We start from the raw sequence: 19623 nt of genomic DNA, 5'->3' as shown, positions 1-19623 counted from the left end.
TTTAATACATTGAAACCCTGTTTTGATCAATCCCCAGCCACAAATTAGAGAGTTTTATAAAAAAGTGTGGTCGCGGTCAGCGTCCCGTCAGGCATTTTGGCATAGTCAGGTATTACTCCTGCTTTTTGCCACCCGCACTTGTGGTAGAACAACTCCGCGCCACTGCCTGTCGCCGTATCAAGCACCAGCAACGTTTTGCCCTGTTGACGCGCACAACTTTCCAGCTCATTCATCAGTTCCCGGGCAACGCCGCTCCGCCGTGCAGAGGTATGAACCAGCAGCTTAGCGACATCGGCGCGATGAGGTTGGTTTTCCGGTTGATCGATAATGAGCTGGACGGTACCGACGAGCGTTCCCTGGGCATTCTGGGCGCCAAGAACAAGTCTTTCCCCACGGGCAACGCTTTGCGCGACGTTCATCCAGAAAGGCCGTGATTTCTCACGATCAAAAGGCAGCATAAAGCTGACGGAGGCGCCGTCATTGACGCACTGTTCAAGGACATCGCTGAGCTCGTCGATTCTCGACACAATCTGTGCTGCATTCAGCACGAAGCAGGGTTTGCAGGAAGCCATTTTTTCTCCTTAGATAGACCCCCTTAGCATGTTTTTAACAATTGCATAACACAAGAGGCTGTATCATAGGATTATGTTATCTATGGCTTATTCATTTGGATCACTAACCAGTGATATATAACCGTGACAACGTAACGTTGCTGTTGTTCGTTAAGCGCCACACCCTGAGGAATATCGTGCCATTTTGCCAGACACCCCCGACAACAGGTCGCCGTCGCGTGTTGTGCGATGAATACCGGGTGACCACGCATTGGCGTCTGCTTCCCATCATTAGCGGGAAAAGCGGGAGCCAGTCGTTTGGCAATAAAATCGGCTGCATGTTGTTCAATAACCGGCGCGCCTTTATCCAGACAATACTGCCTTTCTTTCTGGCCGAGGCGAAACCGCGAGCGAAACGTCGATTTCGCCAGCCGGGCAAAAAGAGGGTCGAGCGTATTCATCAGTAAACCGAGCGCCCCATTTGTTGCGTTAGTTGCTCCAGCGCGGCGATACCCGCCAGCGAATTTCCCGCTGGATCCAGTTCCGGGCTCCAGACAGCAATCGCCATCTCGTGTGGAACGATGGCCACGATACCGCCACCCACCCCAGATTTTGCCGGCAGGCCAACCCGCCAGGCAAATTCACCCGCGTTCTGATACATACCGCTGGTCGCCATCAGCGCGTTGATTTGTCGGGCCTGCATCGGCGTAACCACGGGATCCTCAAGATGGAAGGCATGGCCCTGATTCGCCAGAAATACGAAGGTTCGCGCCAGTTCCACACAGCTCATTTTCAATGCGCAGTAGTGAAAATAGTTTTGCAAAACAGTGGTCACGTCATGGTTAAAATTGCCGAACGATTTCATCAACCAGGCGATAGCGGCGTTACGTGCGGAATGTTCAAACTCAGATCGCGCCACCCTCGCATCGTAGGCGATATCCGGGACGCCGCTTAATGCCCGGACCACTTCCAGCATCCGTTGACGTGGGGCGCTCAGACGCCCTTGCAGCATGTCGCAAACCACCAGCGCCCCGGCGTTAATAAAGGGATTACGCGGGATACCCTGCTCCATTTCCAACTGCACCAGGGAATTAAAAGGATGACCGGATGGATCTTTGCCGACGCGTTGCCAAATCTCCTCTTCCTGATAGTGACGCATCGCCACGACCAGGCTTAAAACCTTCGAAATCGACTGAATAGAAAAGCGTTCTTGCGCATCCCCCGCCTGATAGTGTTGTCCATCGACGGTACAGATGGCGATACCCAGTTTGGAACCGTCGACAGAGGCTAATGCAGGTATATAGTCAGCGACTTTACCCTGACCGATCAGCGGACGAACCTGCTGCACAATGGTCTCTAAAATTGAATTGTCCATGGCCCTGGCCACAACATGCTCCTTGCTCGCAGGTATGAAAGGCCTGCGAGTATAACAGAGCTGAATACGCTGCGTCAGACCATTAGGTATCAGTGTACGAAGAGTCAATGACAGAAAATTTGCAGAAATAAGGCAGGTGCCCCCGACGGAGGCACCCTCACCTTCAGAGGCGGTTTTTCCAGACGGTCTGCACATTACAAAACTCATGCAGGCCAAAATGCGAAAGCTCGCGACCAAAACCACTTTTCTTCACGCCGCCAAACGCTACACGGGCATCGCTGGCGCTGTAACCATTGATGAAGACGCCTCCACACTCCAGACGAGAGGCCATATTCTGGGCCAGCGCGTCATCCGCAGTGAACACCGTGGCGGATAAACCAAAATCACTGTCATTCGCCAGTGCCAGGGCATGTTCCGCATTCCTGGCAACGGTGATCGCCGCAACCGGACCAAACAGCTCCTGACGGAAAGCCGTCATTTCTGGCGTTACGCCGCCCAGTACCGTCACGGCATAGTAATTGCCCTGACCTGCTATTTTTTCGCCCCCAAGGAGTAACTTCGCCCCTTCGGCCAGGGATGCTTCAACCTGCTGATGCAACTCATCACGCAGATCAAATCGCGCCATCGGTCCGAGATCGTTTTCTTCGTTTAACGGATTGCCCATTTTGAGCGCGCTCGCGGCCGCCACAAACCGCGCAGTAAATTCTTCAGCAATCCCTTCTTCGATGATAAAGCGCTTCGCTGCCGCACAAACCTGCCCGGTATTCTGATAACGTCCGGTGACTGCCGCTTTAACGGCCAGATCGAGATCGGCATCATTGAGGACAATAAACGGATCGGAACCACCCAGTTCAAGTACGCATTTTTTCAGCGCCGCACCCGCCTGTGCACCAATCGCCGCACCGGCACGTACGCTACCCGTTACCGTTACCGCTGCGATACGCGGGTCGTTGATCATCTGACTGACTCCGGCGTTATCGGCATTTACCCAACCATAAACACCGGCAGGAACGCCTGCATCAGCAAAAACCTGCGCGATAATCGCAGCACAGCCGGTTACGTTAGGCGCATGCTTTAACAAATAGCCATTACCAGCCAGCAAAATCGGAATGGCGCCACGCAGTACCTGCCACAGCGGGAAATTCCACGGCATGATCGCCAGAATAGTTCCAACAGGACGATACTCAATCACCGCCTGGTTATTTTCTACCAGCGTCGGTTCCGGGTTAAGCATCTCAGGTCCATGTTCAGCGTACCAGTCGCACAACGCGGCTGACTTGGCGACTTCACCCCGAGCCTGTTTAATGGGTTTGCCCATTTCACGTGAAATACACTGCGCCATCTCTTCCGCGCGATTACGCAGGGCCTGGCCGATTTGACGCAGCGTATGCGCACGGTGCGCGACGGTAGTCTGTTTCCATTCACTGTAGGCACTCGCGGCAAGACTCAGTGCCTGAGCAATCTCTTCAGTGCCGGCCCACGGCATCGCCGTTAGTCTTTCACCGCTGGTAGGATCAACCGAAATAGCATGTGTTGCTGCTGTGATAGTCATAGATGCCTCTCTTTATCGCAGGGTATGGTCATATCATGAGCATATTTACTCTTTCTGAAAAATGAATAATATTAACCATACCATTCACGATTAGAGAATATTATGGATCTGACGCAACTGGAAATGTTCAATGCCGTCGCGGAGACCGGCAGCATTACACAGGCCGCCGCGAAGGTGCATCGCGTGCCGTCCAATCTCACTACCCGTATACGCCAACTTGAGGCCGACCTTGGCATCGATCTGTTTATTCGTGAAAACCAGCGTCTGCGGCTTTCGCCCTCCGGGCACAACTTTTTACGCTACAGCCAACGGATCCTGGCGCTGGTAGAGGAAGCGAGAATGGTCGTCGCCGGGGATGAACCACAGGGCTTGTTTTCACTCGGATCGCTGGAAAGCACCGCCGCGGTACGGATCCCTGCTACGTTGGCTGAATATAACCAACGTTATCCAAAAATTCAGTTTGCCCTGGCGACCGGTCCCTCAGGCACCATGCTGGACGGCGTGCTGGACGGCACGTTGAACGCCGCTTTTGTCGATGGTCCCGTTGCCCACCCCGGACTTGAGGGTATTCCGGTCTATCGTGAAGAGATGATGATTGTCACCCCGCACGGTCACCCTCCCATCCAGCGGGCCAGCGACGTCAACGGCTGCAGTATTTACGCGTTTCGCGCCAACTGTTCCTACCGCCGACATTTTGAAAGCTGGTTTCATGCCGATCGCGCAATGCCGGGTACCATTCATGAAATGGAGTCATACCATGGGATGCTGGCCTGCGTTATTGCCGGTGCGGGTATCGCGCTAATTCCACGTTCGATGCTGGAAAGTATGCCCGGACACCATCAGGTCAACGCCTGGCCGTTGAGCGAAAACTGGCGCTGGCTGAATACGTGGCTGGTCTGGCGAAGAGGTGCGATGACAAGGCAGCTGGAAGCCTTTATTGAGGTATTGAACCCGCAGCTGTAAAAATGAGATCCGCATCACAAAATGATTGTGTTTTCGCCAGAAAACGTTTTAAGATCGATGCCTCTCCTTTTCGCAGTTAACCCGATTTATCGATATGACAACAGACACTGTTTCCCGCAAGGTGGCGTGGCTACGTGTAGTTACGCTTGCCATTGCCGGTTTTATTTTCAATACCACAGAGTTTGTCCCTGTCGGTTTGCTGTCCGACATCGCGCAAAGTTTTAATATGCAGACCGCGCAGGTCGGGATCATGCTGACAATCTACGCCTGGGTTGTTGCCTTAATGTCGCTTCCCTTCATGCTGCTTACCAGCCAGATGGAACGACGCAAGCTCCTGATCTGTCTGTTTGTGGTGTTTATTGCCAGCCATGTGCTCTCTTTCCTGGCATGGAATTTCACCGTGCTGGTGATTAGCCGTATTGGTATCGCCTTTGCACACGCTATTTTCTGGTCCATTACCGCATCGCTGGCAATTCGTCTGGCCCCGGCAGGAAAACGCGCGCAGGCGCTTAGCCTGATTGCTACCGGCACCGCGCTGGCAATGGTGCTGGGTCTGCCTATCGGGCGTATCGTCGGTCAGTATTTTGGCTGGCGCACCACATTCTTTGCCATCGGCATGGGGGCGTTAGTCACCCTGCTCTGCCTGATTAAGTTACTGCCTAAATTACCCAGCGAACACTCCGGTTCACTTAAAAGTTTGCCGGTGTTATTCCACCGTCCGGCGTTGATGAGCCTGTATGTGCTGACGGTGATTGTGGTCACCGCCCACTACACGGCTTATAGCTACATTGAACCGTTTGTACAGACCGTCGCCGGACTGAGCGCCAACTTTGCTACCGTGCTGCTACTGATTCTGGGCGGCGCGGGTATTATTGGTAGTGTGATATTTGGCAAACTGGGTAATCTACATGCTTCCATACTCATCAGTAGCGCCATTGCCCTGCTGACGGTATGCCTGGTGCTCCTATTGCCAGCCGCTGACAGCGAAATGCACCTCGCCATCCTCAGTATTTTCTGGGGCATTGCTATTATGTTGATCGGTCTTGGCATGCAGGTAAAAGTGCTGGCGCTGGCCCCGGATGCCACCGATGTCGCAATGGCACTGTTCTCCGGTATCTTTAATATCGGCATTGGCGCTGGCGCGCTGGTGGGTAATCAGGTGAGTTTACACTGGTCGATGTCAACGATTGGTTATACAGGCGCAGTACCTGCCGTTGTTGCGTTGGTATGGTCGGTGATAATCTTTCGCAAATGGCCGATATCGCTCGAAGAGCAGCCACAGCATTCATAAAAAACGGGCCTGGTATAAGACAATACCGGGCCCGTTTATTTAAGCGTAAGTTTTAATAATTTCCAGCACGCCGTTAATAATAAACTGCACGCCCATACACACCAGCAGGAAGCCCATCAGGCGCGAAATAGCTTCTATACCGCCTTTGCCTACCAAACGCATAATCCCACCGGAACTGCGTAAACAACCCCACAGGATCACGCCGACAACCGCAAAAATTATCGGCGGCGCAACCATAATTACCCAATCAGGAAATTCGGAGCCATGACGTACGGTTGATGCCGAGCTGATAATCATGGCTATCGTACCCGGACCGGCAGTGCTTGGCATTGCCAGCGGTACAAATGCAATATTGGCAGTCGGTTCGTCTTCCAGCTCCTCTGATTTGCTTTTCGCCTCTGGAGACTCATGCGCCTTCTGCTGTGGAAACAACATCCGAAAACCGATAAACGCAACGATTAACCCACCTGCAATACGTAATCCGGGGATCGAAATCCCGAAGGTATTCATCACCAGCTGCCCGGCATAGTACGCCACCATCATGATGGCAAACACATACACAGACGCCATCAGGGACTGACGGTTACGCTCTGCGCTGTTCATATTACCGGCAAGGCCAAGGAACAACGCCACGGTGGTTAACGGGTTTGCCAACGGTAACAGGACTACCAGCCCCAGCCCTATTGCTTTAAACAAGTCCATCATAATGTCATCTTTCCTGTGCGTTAATCGTCAACGGCAAGTATAAGGTGAAAGCCGAGTGATAAGCCATTTTCACGGTGTAAGGATTCATTTTTCGCCCGCACCTATAACCCATAATTATCAGACCGTTAAAATTATATACGTCAGTTGATGAGCCTGCTGATTTAGCAAAACGTGGCATTTGCCGACCCATTCATTTGACTTATATTTGCCTAAGCAATAATATCAGCCGTGACTAACTACTTGCCAGGGCAACCATTGTGAAAAGCACCAGTGATCTGTTTAACGAAATCATCCCACTGGGTCGTTTGATCTATATGGTTAATCAGAAAAAAGATCGTTTGCTAAACGACTATCTGTCACCGCTGGATATCACAGCATCACAGTTCAAAGTGCTCTGCTCCATCCGTTGTGCGGTGTGCATTACCCCTGTCGAATTGAAAAAAGTGCTGTCTGTCGATCTTGGCGCCCTGACGCGGATGCTGGACAGGCTGGCCTGTAAAGGCTGGATAGAAAGGCTTCCGAATCCACATGATAAGCGTGGCGTGCTGGTGAAACTCACCGAGCATGGCGCAGCAATTTGCGAGCAGTGTCACCAATTAGTCGGGCAAGACCTGCACCAGGAACTAACAAAAAACTTAACGGCGGATGAAGTAGCCACGCTTGAGCATTTGCTTAAGAGAATCCTGCCGTAAACAGAAAAGAGGTATGACGATGTCCAGACGCAATACTGACACAATCACTATTCATAGCATTTTGGACTGGATCGAAAATAACCTTGAATCACCGCTCTCGCTGGAAAAAGTGTCTGAGCGTTCAGGTTACTCCAAATGGCACCTGCAACGGATGTTTAAAAAAGAAACCGGTCATTCACTGGGTCAATACATCCGCAGCCGTAAAATGACTGAAATAGCGCAAAAATTAAAAGAAAGTAACGAGCCGATTCTTTATCTGGCGGAGCGTTACGGCTTTGAATCTCAGCAAACGCTGACCAGAACGTTCAAAAACTATTTTGATGTTCCGCCGCATAAATACCGTATGACCAATATGCACGGCGAGTCACGCTACTTGCTTCCGCTCAATCAGTGTAATTGCTAATCGCCAGTTAACGACGTAACCGAGGAAATGATGAAAATTCTGTCTTATGCGATGCTGGCCCTGCTGTTGGTTGTTTCGGGCCAGAGCATGGCGGAACAGACTGCGCAACCCGCCACCCAGAACAGTCGTGACACAATGATTATGCCCCCTGCGCACGATCAGTCCCCGTTCGATTTTAATCATATGGGTGCCGGCAGTGATAAGTCCGACGAATTGGGGGTGCCTTATTACAATACACGCAACCTGTAATTCGTTTTTGCCCCGCCACGGCGGGGCTTTTTATTACCCTCTCACCTGCGCTATCTTGCGCAAACGAAAGCCAAATACATTAATATACAGCCCAGCCATAATCAGCAGCGCACCCAGCAGTTGCAAACCCGTGAGCGTTTCATCCAGCAACACAGCTGCACTTGCCAGACCGACAACGGGCACTAACAGCGACAGCGGCGCTACCCGCCAGGTTTCATAACGCCCAAGTAATGAACCCCAGATTCCGTAACCCACAATGGTCGCCACAAACGCCAGATAAACCAGTGACAAAATGGTGATCATATCTATCGCCACCAGGCTCTGCACAATTTGTGTCGGACCATCAAGCAGTGCGGATGCCAAAAAGAACGGGATAATGGGAATTAAAGCGCTCCACACGACCAGGGACATCACAGCCGGACGCGACGTGTGCTGCATTATTTTTTTGTTAAAGATATTGCCGCAGGCCCAGCTTAGCGCCGCCGCCAGCGTCAGCATAAAACCGAGCATGCCGACATGCTGCCCGTTCAGACTAGCTTCAATCAATACCAGTACGCCAAAGACGGCCAGCGCAATCCCTACCAGCTGTTTCCCCTGCAAACGCTCGCCAAAAGCGAATGCCCCCAGAATGATGGTGAAAAACGCCTGAGCTTGTAATACCAGCGAAGCTAACCCGGCAGGCATACCGAATTTGATGGCGCTAAAGAGAAACGCGAACTGCCCAAAACTGATGGTCAGGCCATAACCGAGTAACAGCGAAAGCGGGATTTTCGGGCGGGCAATAAAGAATATCGCCGGAAATGCCACCAGTAAAAATCGCAATCCTGCCAGCATCAATGGCGGCATATTGTGCAGGCCAACTTTAATGACGACAAAGTTCAGGCCCCAAACGACAACGACCAGCAACGCTAACAACCCGTCTTTACGTGACATACCACCGCCCTTGCAAATATTAAATTTTTGTAAACAAGTTAAGGTAACGGAAATCATTGTACCGGAACAGATCATTAATTCAGGTAGGCTATTGAGGGCATTTTCCGACAACTTATTGAGTGTACATCACACTTTTACCATGCTATTTGTTTCTGATATCTAAAAAAAACATAACAACATGCATTGTCGGGCAGGAAAATGAATATCTCTCTGAGACGGTCCACTCTCGCGTTACTTGCATCATCCTTGTTATTAACCATTGGGCGCGGCGCTACGCTGCCATTCATGACGATTTACCTCAGTCGGCAGTATAACCTGAGCGTCGATCTGATCGGTTATGCGATGACGGTCGCCCTGACTATTGGCGTCGTTTTCAGCCTTGGCTTTGGTATTCTGGCCGACAAGTTCGATAAAAAACGCTACATGCTGCTGGCTATCTGCGGCTTTGCCTCTGGTTTTATTGCGATCCCACTGGTGCATAACGTCGTGGTGGTGGTGCTGCTCTTCGCCCTGATCAACTGCGCCTACTCCGTCTTCGCAACGGTGCTGAAGGCCTGGTTTGCCGATAATCTCTCTGCCACCAACAAAACGAAAATTTTCTCGCTTAACTATACCGTGCTGAACATCGGCTGGACCGTTGGCCCCCCGCTGGGCACCCTGCTGGTGATGCAAAGTATTAACTTACCGTTCTGGCTGGCGGCCGCCTGCTCGGCTTTACCACTGGTGTTTATCCAGACGTGGGTAAAACGTTCAACGGTAGTATCAGAAGGTTCAAACGCCGCGGTTTGGTCACCCTCGGTGCTCCTGCGCGACAGAGCCTTATGTTGGTTTACGTTGTCGGCATTTCTGGCGTCATTTGTTGGCGGCGCATTTGCCTCCTGTATTTCACAATACGTGATGGTAGTCGCCAACGGTGATTTTGCCGAAAAAGTGGTAGCGGTCGTTCTGCCCGTCAATGCCGCCATTGTGGTATCGCTGCAATATGCCCTTGGACGCAGGATCACTGCCGCTAACATTCGACCGCTGATGACAGTAGGCACAATCTTCTTTGTGCTCGGCCTGGTTGGTTTCATGTTTTCCGGCAATAGCTTATGGTTCTGGGGTATTTCTGCGGCCCTTTTCACGATCGGTGAAGTCATTTACGCCCCGGGCGAATATATGCTGATCGATAACATCGCCCCGGCCGGCATGAAAGCCAGCTATTTTTCCGCCCAGTCGCTGGGCTGGCTTGGTGCCGCGGTAAACCCATTGGTCAGCGGCGTCATTTTGACCACATTACCGCCATGGTCGCTGTTTGGGGCGCTGATCGTGGCGATTGTCCTTGCCTGGGCGTTAATGATAAAGGGTATGCGCGCCAAACCCTGGGATCAGACGGCGGTCTGCTGATTGTTATCGCGACAGATCCATAGTGGTTCTGTCGCTTATCTCAAATGGCCACCAGCCCTCGTACTCCCTCGGATTCCATATTCTCGCCGGAACCGCTTTGAATAATACTTCCGCGCGACATAAGCAGGTATTTGTCAGCCAGCTGCTGCGCAAAATCATAGAACTGTTCCACCAGCAAAATGGCCATATCACCCCGATGCGCCAGGTGAGAAATAACCTGACCAATCTCTTTAATTACTGACGGCTGGATCCCCTCGGTGGGCTCATCAAGGATCAACAACTGCGGCCGACTGGCCAGCGCCCGTCCAATAGCCAGTTGTTGTTGTTGTCCACCGGACAAATCTCCGCCCCGTCGATACTTCATCTCCTGTAGCACTGGAAATAGCGCGTAAATATCATCTGGCACTCGCCGGGCGTCCTGTGCTGAAAAGCGGGAAAGGCCCAGCAGCAAGTTCTCTTCCACTGTCAGACGCGGAAAAATATCGCGTCCCTGCGGCACGTACGCTACACCGGCTCTGACCCGTTGATGTGGCTTCCAGTACGTGACATCTTTCTCCTGCCACAGCACGCTTCCACTACGGGCAGGGATAAGCCCCATCAGGCATTTTAAGAGCGTTGTTTTACCCACGCCGTTACGCCCCAGCAGACACGTCACCTCACCGATACGCGCTTCAAAGCTCACGCCACGCAGAATATGGCTGCCGCCATAATATTGATTCAGTTCATTTACCTGCAGCATCAGCCCTCCTTACCGTCCAAGATAAACTTCAATAACCTGCTCATTGGCCTGCACATCGCGCAGGCTCCCTTCAGCCAGCACTCGCCCTTGATGCAATACCGTAACGTGGTCAGCAATTGTCTCGACAAATCCCATATCATGCTCAACCACCATCAGCGAGTGCTTCCCGGCAAGCTGGCGAAACAGTTCCGCGGTGTATTCCGTCTCCGCATCCGTCATCCCCGCCGCCGGCTCATCCAGCAGTAGCAAATGCGGCTCCTGGACCAGCAACATGCCGATCTCAAGAAACTGCTTTTGCCCGTGCGAAAGCAGCCCGGCACGGCGTTCGCGATCGTTTCCCAGGCGCAACAGCACCAGCATTTCATCGATGCGGTCCCGCTGTTCACCCGAAAGGCGCGCCCGTAAAGACCCCCAAACGGATTTATCGTTTTTCAGTGCCAGCTCCAGATTCTCCACCACTGTTAATGCTTCAAATACCGTGGGCTTCTGAAATTTTCGTCCAATCCCCTGACGCGCAATGGCGATAGAATCAAACGCCATTAAATCAATCGACTGATCGTAAATCGCGCGGCCGCTTTGCGGTCTGGTTTTGCCGGTAATGACATCCATCAACGTCGTTTTTCCGGCACCATTAGGACCAATAATGCAGCGCAGTTCCCCTACGCCAATATCAAGTGTGAGATCCGTTAGCGCCTGAAACCCATCGAAGTTCACGTTGATTTTTTCCAGCTGCAATACCGGGTCGGTTTGATTGCGAAATCTGTCCCCTGGCAACTGGCGGGTAAAAAGACCTTCATCTGGCTGCATTATTTGTCTCCTTTGCGAAACAGACCAATCACGCCACGGGGTAAAAACAGCGTAACGCCAATAAAAATCAGGCCAAGAAACAGTTGCCAGTATTCAGGCATGATTACCGTAAACAGACTTTTAGCGCCGTTCACCAACACAGCGCCAAAAACCGGGCCAATCAGGGTTCCGCGACCACCGAGGGCGACCCAAATCGCCGCTTCAATCGAGTTGGTCGGTGACATTTCGCTGGGGTTAATGATGCCCACCTGCGGAACATACAGCGCACCAGCCAGCCCGCACAGCACAGCGGAAAGCGTCCATACCAGCAGCTTGAAGCCTTTCGGATCATAGCCACAGAACATCAGCCGATTCTCGGCATCGCGCACGGCAGTCAGGATACGACCAAACTTACTGCGCGCCAGCGCCAGTCCCAGCCATAACGCCAGCACCAGTAGCATCACCGTCGCCAGAAACAGCGCGATACGGGTTGAGGTCGCGGTCACGGGGAATCCCAGAATAGTGGTAAATCCGGTGAAACCGTTATTTCCACCAAACCCGGTTTCGTTACGGAAAAACAGCAACATGCCAGCGAAAGTCAGGGCCTGAGTCATGATGGAGAAATAGACGCCCTTGATTTTTGAGCGAAAGGCAAACCAGCCAAACACCAGAGCCAGCAGGCCGGGTACCAGCACAACCAGCAGCATGGCCCAGATAAAGTGTTGCGTTCCCCACCAAAACCAGGGCAGTTCGGTCCACGACAGAAACGACATAAAAGCCGGTAGTCCTTCGCCGGAGGCCTGACGCATCAGGTACATCCCCATCGCATATCCCCCCAGCGCAAAGAAAATGCCATGACCCAGTGAGAGCATTCCGGCATAGCCCCACACCAGATCCAGTGCGACCGCTACAATGGCATAGCACAGGATTTTCCCAGCCAACGTTAGTGTCCAGACGGAGATTGCCAGCGGATGATCCACCGGGAGCAGCGCCAGAAATGGCAGAATAATGAGCGCCAGCAGCAAAAACAGCCCCAGGATGCGCGTCACGCGCGGCGCTTTTCGTGCCAGCGTTAATGTCATTGGCATAGTCATTAGTCAATAACCCTCCCTTTCAATGCGAAAAGTCCCTGAGGTCGTTTCTGGATAAACAGAATGATCAGCACCAGGATCATAATTTTGCCGAGAACAGCCCCCATCTGAGGCTCAAGAATTTTATTGAAGATCCCGAGACCAAACGCCGCTGCCACACTCCCAGCGAGTTGTCCAACGCCGCCAAGCACCACCACCAGAAACGAATCAATAATGTAACTTTGCCCCAGTTCTGGCCCCACGTTACCCAACTGCGACAGCGCCACGCCACCCAGCCCGGCAATCCCTGAACCCAGCCCAAAGGCCAGCATATCGACTCGCCCGGTGGGCACGCCGCAGCAAGCCGCCATATTGCGGTTTTGCGTCACCGCGCGCACGCGCAGCCCAAGACGGGTCTTATTCAGCAATAACCAGGTGAAGAACAGCACCAGCATGGCAAAGCCAAGCACCACAATTCGGTTCCACGGCAAAATCAGATTGGCATAGACCTGAATCCCCCCGGAAAGCCATGTCGGATTGGCGACCTCGAGATTTTGTGCACCAAAGGTCATTCGCACCAACTGGATCAGCATCAGGCTGATCCCCCATGTAGCCAGTAGTGTTTCAAGCGGACGGCCATATAAATGGCGGATCACACCGCGCTCCAGCAGCATTCCTACTGCCGCGGTAAGTAAAAAGGCGACCGGAAGCGCAATGACCGGGTACCAGGCTAACCATTGCGGAAGAAACTGCCCCATCAGCTGTTGCACCATCCAGGTACAGTAAGCGCCGAGCATCAACATCTCGCCATGCGCCATATTGATGACACCCAGCAGCCCGTAAGTAATCGCCAGCCCTAACGCCGCCAGCAGCAAAATAGATCCCAGAGACAGCCCCATAAAGGCTTGCCCAAGAAGATCGCCAACCTTCATGCGGTGTGCGATGGAATTCAGACTTTCGTCGGCGGCAGCGCGAACGCGGGCATCAGGCTCATGTTCTGCGCGGGTGAAGGGTTGTAATTTCGCCTGGGTTTCAGGGTCGTTTGACGCCCCCAGCTGTTCAATTGCCTGCCGCCTGACCTCGGGCGAGGTGCTGGTCAGTCGCAGGTTAGCCAGAGCAATAACCAGGGCAGATTTCACATTAGCATCCGGTTCCTGCGCCAGTCGTTGCTGCAAAAATGACAGCATGCCAGGCTGAGCCTCACGCTGTAATATCCTGGCTGCGGTGCTCCTTTCCGTGACACTGTCACTTAAAAGTTGATGAACGGCCAACGTTCCGGCAACCAGATTGCGCAGCCGGTTAGTCAGCCGGACTTTTTTTAGCTCACCGTCAGGACCTGTTGCCCTCCCCAACGGTTGTGCTTGCGCCCCATCCATGACAAACGCATTTTTCGCGCTATCGGTCAGCAGATTTTCATCTCGCAGCGCCTTAAGCACGGGTAAACGCTTAAGGTCAGGATTTGTCGCCCACTGTTCAAGTAAGACAGCCTGCTGCGTCCGGTTGGCAGCGGTAAAAGTATCGGCATCTGATGCCTGCGCTATCCACGGCAAAAACCACGTCAGCAACATCACACCACGAATAAAGCGCATGGCTTTCATGAGCATTCTCCCAAGCGTTGCCCTCCCGCAGGAGGGCATAAGATCAGTTGCTGGCGGTTTTCACGGGTTGTTCAGATTTTTTATCATTGCCGGCGATATACGGGCTCCACGGCTGGGCACGGACCGGCTCATCGGTTTGCCACACCACATTAAACTGACCGTTGCCTTCAATCTCGCCAATCATGACGGGTTTATGCAGGTGATGGTTGGTGGCATCCATCGTGAGGGTAAAGCCAGATGGCGCGGCGAATGATTGCCCAGCCATTGCAGCACGGACTTTATCCACATCGGTAGTTCCGGCTTTTTCTACTGCCTGTGCCCACATATGTAGACCAACCCAGGTGGCTTCCATTGGGTCGTTTGTCACAACCGAATCCGCATTCGGTAATTTGTGCGCTTTGGCATACGCCCGGTAATCCGCGACAAACTTCTTGTTAGCCGCATTATCGACAGACTCAAAGTAGTTCCAGGCGGCAAGGTTGCCTACCAACGGTTTCGTATCAATACCGCGTAATTCTTCCTCGCCTACGGAGAAGGCCACTACCGGAACATCGGTGGCTTTCAGACCCTGGTTCGCTAACTCTTTATAGAATGGAACGTTAGAATCACCGTTGATGGTTGAGACCACCGCCGTTTTTCCCCCTGCGGCGAATTTTTTGATACTGGCGACAATGGTCTGATAATCACTGTGTCCGAACGGGGTGTACACCTCTTCGATGTCTTTATCGGCAACGCCTTTCGAATGCAAAAAGGCACGGAGAATTTTGTTAGTCGTGCGCGGATAAACATAATCAGTCCCCAGCAGGAAGAAGCGTTTCGCACCACCGCCATCCTCACTCATCAGATACTCAACCGCCGGAATCGCCTGCTGATTAGGTGCCGCGCCGGTATAGAAGACGTTAGGCGACATTTCCTCGCCTTCATACTGCACCGGATAAAACAGCAAACCATTTAACTCCTCGAATACCGGTAACACCGATTTACGCGAAACCGATGTCCAGCACCCAAACACCGCCGCCACTTTGTCCTGACTCAGCAACTGTCGGGCTTTTTCAGCAAATAAGGGCCAGTTCGAGGCCGGATCAACCACAACCGGCTCCAGCTTTTTGCCCAACACGCCGCCCTGCGCATTGATTTCGTCAATAGTCATCAACGCCACATCTTTCAACGGCGTTTCGGAAATCGCCATCGTTCCGGATAACGAATGCATGATGCCCACTTTAATAGTGTCAGCCGCCTGGACGCTAAAACTCATGCCCATTGCCATAACGGAGGCCGATAACGCAAAAGCTTTTAAAAATGTACGACGCTGCATAGTTTCACTCCTGAAATTAGATTCGCTGAAAGCTCCGGTGCAGCCGGGCAGACAAAACGGTGCAAATTAAGGGGATTCAGAAGTAATAAGGCAAAAACGATGCCAGATATTAAAACATCATATAAAATCAAGGCATTAGAATCGTATAACTCAGTAACTGGATGAAAACATTTCATCAAGAAGGGGGATCGCCAGGAAAATTGAACCACCATGAGACAGCGTTGCATTATAAACGTGCAACAATTTGCGTCGGGTTCGCATAGCAATGACTGTGGAAATCAGCATAAAATCGTGGTTAATTTGCGCAAGGATAAGCGCGCCTTGTCACTATTATTTATTTCCCCCGACGAAATCGCGTCAATTTTTTACATTTCAGACGAAATAATCACACAGTTCAGCCTTTGTTTAAGTTGCAATTGCTACTATAGTCATAAGCGAGGTGAACTTAAGGTAAGAGAGGAAACTCACAGATAAAGGAGCATTTACTATGCTGGGTAATATGAATATTTTTATGGCTGTTCTGGGAATTATTTTATTTTCCGGTTTCCTGGCCGCGTATTTTAGCCACAGATGGGATGATTGATGAACGGCGATAGTCCTGAACCGAACCGGCCCCTTGTCGCGTCACTGCACAAGGGGCCATTTTTTTACCTGCATCGCCTTTCCGGCACCTTTTCCCTGGCCACAGATAAAAAAAACCGCCGGATAAACCAGCGGTAAATGCTTGCATGGATAGATTTGTGTTTTGCTTTATACGCTATCTGGCAATTCCCTGCGAAGATAACGGATAGTCTGCTAACCTAGCATCGGCAACCCCAATGAAAGCTAAACGAAACGCAACTAACATAAAACGGCTTAGATGAATTTCACGCGCTGAGGTGGAACGAAGGCCCATCACTGGCGTTAACCAGCGTGATCTGCTCGCGTTCATCCATAAACATACAGCGATTCCTGCCGCTCTGTTTTCCCTGGTACATCGCTCTGTCTGCCCGTCCAAGAGCGGTATCTAATTTTTCATCCCGCTGAGCTCTGGTGATACCGGCCGTTACGGTGATGGCGATCTCTCCATCTGCGTAGGGGATTTTTTGCTGGCCTACAAGCTGACACAATCGCAACCCTGCCTGGCGGGCCTGCTCGTCAGTTTTGGTTCGGATGATGATAATAAATTCTTCGCCACCGTAGCGGTACGCAACTTCATCATATCGCGTCCATGCCAAAAAATTTGCTGCCAGAGCGCGTAATACCACGTCCCCCACAAGATGACCATACGTATCATTAACGTGTTTAAAACGGTCGATATCCAGTAGCAATATATAAAGATTAAGCGGCCCGGCATCGATTAACTGTTGGTCAAAAGACTCATCGAGCATTCTTCTGCCAGGTAAGCCTGTTAATATGTCGATATTACTGCGGATACTCAGCAAATATATTTTATAGCCCATCACAGCAGACGTAAATGCCAGTAACGCATTCTCGAATTTGGTGAAATGCCATGGATAACTACGTTTCTCCAGTATTGCCGATAGCAAATCCTTCCCTGATAAATGCATTTTTTCGTGAACATTATTTATCTTATTCACATAGCTACAATCATCTTCATTGCGCAGCGATTGATTATTAAGCCACTGTCCAAACTGACAAACGAAATGCGCGTTGTCACCCATGATATCCGGTTGCGTAGCATTCGAGGTTACTGCGCAACGGAACATATTCACCAGCCATTTATAGTGGGCATCAATGGACTTGTTTAACTCGATCAAAATTGCATCTATTTCCGTAGTATTTCTCATCATCACGATCTTCCTCCCTGTTCGAACGTTTCTGATGCAATCATCTTAACGACAAAAAAGAAAACTTATGTAAATTTTTTATTTTGAGAATAAGCCTTATCAGTTTCAGTAATGAACATAAGATAAGACCGGGCATCACGCCCGGCTCTGCGCAAGATCTAAAAATGCTTACGCGCTCAAACCACGATGTGCCAGCATCGGCTCCATGCGGGGATCGCGCCCGCTCCACTTGCGATAAAGCTCAGCTAAATCAGTGCTATTCCCGCGGGACAAAATCGCTTCGCGGAATTTCTGTCCGTTTTCGCGGGTTAATCCGCCCTGCTCTACAAACCACTGATAACCGTCATCGGCCAGCATTTGCGTCCATAAATAGGCGTAATAACCCGCGGCATAGCCACCGCCAAAAATATGGGCAAAATAACTGCTGCGATAACGAGGCGGCACGGCCTGAAGATCCAGATCTTCTGCCGCCAGCGCCTGCTGCTCGAATTGATCAACCGAAGAAGATGACGCGCTCATCTCCAGACTGTGCCAACGCATGTCCAACAATGCGGCACTGAGCAGTTCGGTCATATCGTAGCCTTTATTAAACAGGCTGGCCCGCTGCATTTTATCCCGCAACGCCTGCGGCATTGGCTCTCCGGTTTCGACATGACGGGCAAATCGGGCAAAAACCTGCGGATGGCTCGCCCAGTGTTCGTTAATCTGCGAAGGAAACTCGACAAAATCACGCGGTGTGTTAGTCCCTGAAAGCGTGGCATAACGCTGAATGGCAAACAGACCGTGTAACGTGTGGCCAAATTCATGGAACAACGTAATGACATCATCCCACAACAGTAACGCGGGCTTACCCGTTGCGGGTTTTTGATAATTACAGACATTGTAAATAACCGGTCGGGTTTCGTTCAGCTCCGATTGCTCAACAAAATTGCCCATCCATGCCCCGCCGCTTTTTGATTCACGGGCGAAGAAATCACCGTAAAACAACGCTAGTCCTACGCCATCGTGGTCGAAAATTTCCCATACCCGCACGTCCGGGTGATAAACCGGAATGTCGAATCGCTCAACGAATTTGATACCAAAGAGCTGATTGGCCGTCCAGAAAACACCCTCGTTCAACACCGTATCCAGAGCAAAGTAAGGTTTAAGCTGTGCCTCATCAAGGGCGTATTTCTCACGGCGGACCTGCTCAGCATAAAATGCCCAGTCCCAGGCCCTGACACTAAACCCTCCCTGCTCTTGATCGATGACTTTCTGGATTTCTGCCTGTTCATCCAACGCACGCTGGCGCGCGGCCGGAACGATCGCCCGCATAAACGAAAGTGCCGCTTCAGGCGTTTTAGCCATCTGGTCGGCGGTTTTCCAGGCCGCATAATTGGCAAAACCGAGTAATTTCGCCTGTTGCATGCGGATGTCGACCAGACGCTGAATAATAGCCTGGGTATCGTTATCGTCATCGTGTTCAGCCCGCGTCCACGCCTGGGTAAACAGTTCTTCACGGATCTGTCGATTGCGTAACACGGCAAGCGCCGGTTGTTGAGTGGTATTCACTAACGGAATAACCCAACGTGATTCGAGCCCCTTTTCTTTTGCAGCCTCAGCGGCAACGGCAAGTTCTTCTGCGCTAAGCCCGTCAAGCCGCCGGACATCATCCACCACCAAAGCACCGGACTTGTTCGCCGCCAGCAGACGCTGATTAAACTGACTGGTCAGCGTGGCTGACTCGGTATTGAGCGCTTTGAGTCGTGCTTTGTCGGCCTCATTCAGACGGGCGCCTGCCAGTACAAAACGCTGGTAAATGACCTCCACCAGGCGCAATGATTCGCTATCCAAACCTAATGTATGACGTCGTTGCCAGACAGCCTCGACGCGGGCGAAAAGCGCACTATCAAGGTAGATATCATTGGCAAGCCCCGCCAGTTCTGCTGAGAACGCTTCGTCAAGGCGCTGTAGTTCATCGTTGGTGTGCGCCGACGTCATCGCGAAGAAAACGCTGGTTACGCGCGTGAGTAATGCGCCACTTTGTTCAAGTGCCAGGAGAGTATTGGCAAAATCAGGATCCTGAGGATTGTGTACAATCGCCTCGATCTCTGCGCGTTTTTGCCGCACGCCCTCATCAAACGCCGGACGATAATGCTGCACGTCAATCTGATCAAACTGCGGCGCCTGATACGGCAATGTGCTGTGGTGTAAAAAAGGATTCGTTAACGACATCTTTCACTCCT

Annotated in this window: 20 protein-coding genes; 7 read left to right on the top strand and 13 right to left on the bottom strand. The window is 51.7% G+C overall.

Annotated features, from left to right (window positions below; all coding sequences use genetic code 11):
• Positions 1-44: 44 nt before the first annotated feature.
• From FHD02_RS04095 to sad, 4 genes are all read right to left on the bottom strand, one after another.
• Positions 45-572: a GNAT family N-acetyltransferase gene (locus tag FHD02_RS04095; RefSeq protein WP_137370601.1), complete on the bottom strand. Its 528-nt coding sequence runs from the start codon at positions 570-572 to the stop codon at positions 45-47.
• An 80-nt stretch (positions 573-652) separates the two neighbouring features.
• Positions 653-1012 (bottom strand): DUF4186 domain-containing protein, encoded by a 360-nt coding sequence (locus tag FHD02_RS04090; protein ID WP_038640562.1) that lies wholly within the window; start codon positions 1010-1012, stop codon positions 653-655.
• Positions 1012-1938 (bottom strand): glutaminase B, encoded by a 927-nt coding sequence (glsB, locus tag FHD02_RS04085; protein ID WP_220393601.1) that lies wholly within the window; start codon positions 1936-1938, stop codon positions 1012-1014. The genes FHD02_RS04090 and glsB overlap by 1 nt, the downstream gene beginning before the upstream one ends.
• 151 nt (positions 1939-2089) lie before the next feature.
• Positions 2090-3478, bottom strand: coding sequence for a succinate-semialdehyde dehydrogenase (sad, locus tag FHD02_RS04080; protein WP_137370599.1), 1389 nt, complete (start codon positions 3476-3478; stop codon positions 2090-2092).
• A gap of 102 nt (positions 3479-3580) precedes the next feature.
• Between sad and FHD02_RS04075 the strand changes: the two genes are divergently transcribed.
• Both FHD02_RS04075 and FHD02_RS04070 read left to right on the top strand, forming a co-directional pair.
• Entirely contained in the window at positions 3581-4441 is an 861-nt protein-coding gene (locus FHD02_RS04075) for a LysR family transcriptional regulator (RefSeq protein ID WP_137370598.1), read from the top strand.
• A gap of 94 nt (positions 4442-4535) precedes the next feature.
• The gene (locus FHD02_RS04070; RefSeq protein ID WP_042308442.1) at positions 4536-5732 is read left to right on the top strand and encodes a sugar transporter; all 1197 of its coding nucleotides are present in this window, start codon (positions 4536-4538) and stop codon (positions 5730-5732) included.
• Positions 5733-5771: 39 nt separating this feature from the next.
• On the opposite strand, the gene FHD02_RS04065 is transcribed toward FHD02_RS04070, so the two are convergent.
• Positions 5772-6437 (bottom strand): MarC family NAAT transporter, encoded by a 666-nt coding sequence (locus FHD02_RS04065; protein WP_061381352.1) that lies wholly within the window; start codon positions 6435-6437, stop codon positions 5772-5774.
• A 257-nt stretch (positions 6438-6694) separates the two neighbouring features.
• Between FHD02_RS04065 and marR the strand changes: the two genes are divergently transcribed.
• The 3 genes from marR to marB are packed head-to-tail and all read left to right on the top strand — an operon-like array spanning position 6695 to position 7781.
• Positions 6695-7129: a multiple antibiotic resistance transcriptional regulator MarR gene (gene marR / locus FHD02_RS04060; RefSeq protein ID WP_042308445.1), complete on the top strand. Its 435-nt coding sequence runs from the start codon at positions 6695-6697 to the stop codon at positions 7127-7129.
• Positions 7130-7148: 19 nt separating this feature from the next.
• The gene (gene marA, locus FHD02_RS04055) at positions 7149-7532 is read left to right on the top strand and encodes an MDR efflux pump AcrAB transcriptional activator MarA (protein ID WP_003032424.1); all 384 of its coding nucleotides are present in this window, start codon (positions 7149-7151) and stop codon (positions 7530-7532) included.
• Positions 7533-7562: 30 nt separating this feature from the next.
• Positions 7563-7781, top strand: coding sequence for a multiple antibiotic resistance protein MarB (marB, locus tag FHD02_RS04050; protein ID WP_137370605.1), 219 nt, complete (start codon positions 7563-7565; stop codon positions 7779-7781).
• Positions 7782-7814: 33 nt separating this feature from the next.
• On the opposite strand, the gene eamA is transcribed toward marB, so the two are convergent.
• Complete coding sequence (gene eamA, locus FHD02_RS04045; RefSeq protein WP_042308449.1) at positions 7815-8714, bottom strand: O-acetylserine/cysteine exporter; 900 nt, start codon at positions 8712-8714, stop codon at positions 7815-7817.
• Between the two features lie 198 nt (positions 8715-8912).
• Here eamA and ydeE point away from each other — a divergent pair, with 198 nt between their 5' ends.
• On the top strand, positions 8913-10100 hold the full coding sequence (gene ydeE / locus FHD02_RS04040) for an efflux MFS transporter YdeE (protein ID WP_220393600.1): 1188 nt from the start codon (positions 8913-8915) through the stop codon (positions 10098-10100).
• A 40-nt stretch (positions 10101-10140) separates the two neighbouring features.
• Here ydeE and urtE read toward each other — a convergent pair whose 3' ends face one another.
• From urtE to urtA, 5 genes are read right to left on the bottom strand one after another with little or no spacing between them, the layout of a single operon-like run.
• Positions 10141-10839, bottom strand: coding sequence for an urea ABC transporter ATP-binding subunit UrtE (urtE, locus tag FHD02_RS04035; RefSeq protein WP_137370596.1), 699 nt, complete (start codon positions 10837-10839; stop codon positions 10141-10143).
• Positions 10840-10848: 9 nt separating this feature from the next.
• Complete coding sequence (urtD, locus tag FHD02_RS04030) at positions 10849-11646, bottom strand: urea ABC transporter ATP-binding protein UrtD (protein ID WP_137370595.1); 798 nt, start codon at positions 11644-11646, stop codon at positions 10849-10851.
• Positions 11646-12719, bottom strand: a complete 1074-nt coding sequence (gene urtC, locus FHD02_RS04025; RefSeq protein WP_061381356.1) for an urea ABC transporter permease subunit UrtC — start codon at positions 12717-12719, stop codon at positions 11646-11648. The genes urtD and urtC overlap by 1 nt, the downstream gene beginning before the upstream one ends.
• Complete coding sequence (urtB, locus tag FHD02_RS04020; protein WP_137370594.1) at positions 12719-14293, bottom strand: urea ABC transporter permease subunit UrtB; 1575 nt, start codon at positions 14291-14293, stop codon at positions 12719-12721. Before urtB ends, urtC begins: the two co-directional genes overlap by 1 nt.
• 43 nt (positions 14294-14336) lie before the next feature.
• Positions 14337-15608: an urea ABC transporter substrate-binding protein gene (gene urtA / locus FHD02_RS04015; RefSeq protein WP_137365534.1), complete on the bottom strand. Its 1272-nt coding sequence runs from the start codon at positions 15606-15608 to the stop codon at positions 14337-14339.
• 487 nt (positions 15609-16095) lie between these two features.
• On the opposite strand from urtA, the gene mgtS reads away from it, so the two are divergent.
• On the top strand, positions 16096-16191 hold the full coding sequence (mgtS, locus tag FHD02_RS04010) for a protein MgtS (protein WP_003032406.1): 96 nt from the start codon (positions 16096-16098) through the stop codon (positions 16189-16191).
• Positions 16192-16474: 283 nt separating this feature from the next.
• Here the strand turns inward: mgtS and FHD02_RS04005 are convergent, their stop codons facing one another.
• Positions 16475-17401: a diguanylate cyclase gene (locus tag FHD02_RS04005; RefSeq protein WP_137370593.1), complete on the bottom strand. Its 927-nt coding sequence runs from the start codon at positions 17399-17401 to the stop codon at positions 16475-16477.
• Positions 17402-17566: 165 nt separating this feature from the next.
• Positions 17567-19612, bottom strand: a complete 2046-nt coding sequence (gene dcp / locus FHD02_RS04000; protein WP_137370592.1) for a peptidyl-dipeptidase Dcp — start codon at positions 19610-19612, stop codon at positions 17567-17569.
• Positions 19613-19623 lie beyond the last annotated feature (11 nt).

The sequence above is a fragment of the Citrobacter sp. EC_71 genome (assembly GCF_019584005.1).
Taxonomy (GTDB): Bacteria; Pseudomonadota; Gammaproteobacteria; order Enterobacterales; family Enterobacteriaceae; genus Citrobacter; species Citrobacter werkmanii.
The sequence above is the reverse complement of the archived record's forward strand: the minus strand, read 5'-3'. Positions and strand labels throughout refer to the sequence as shown.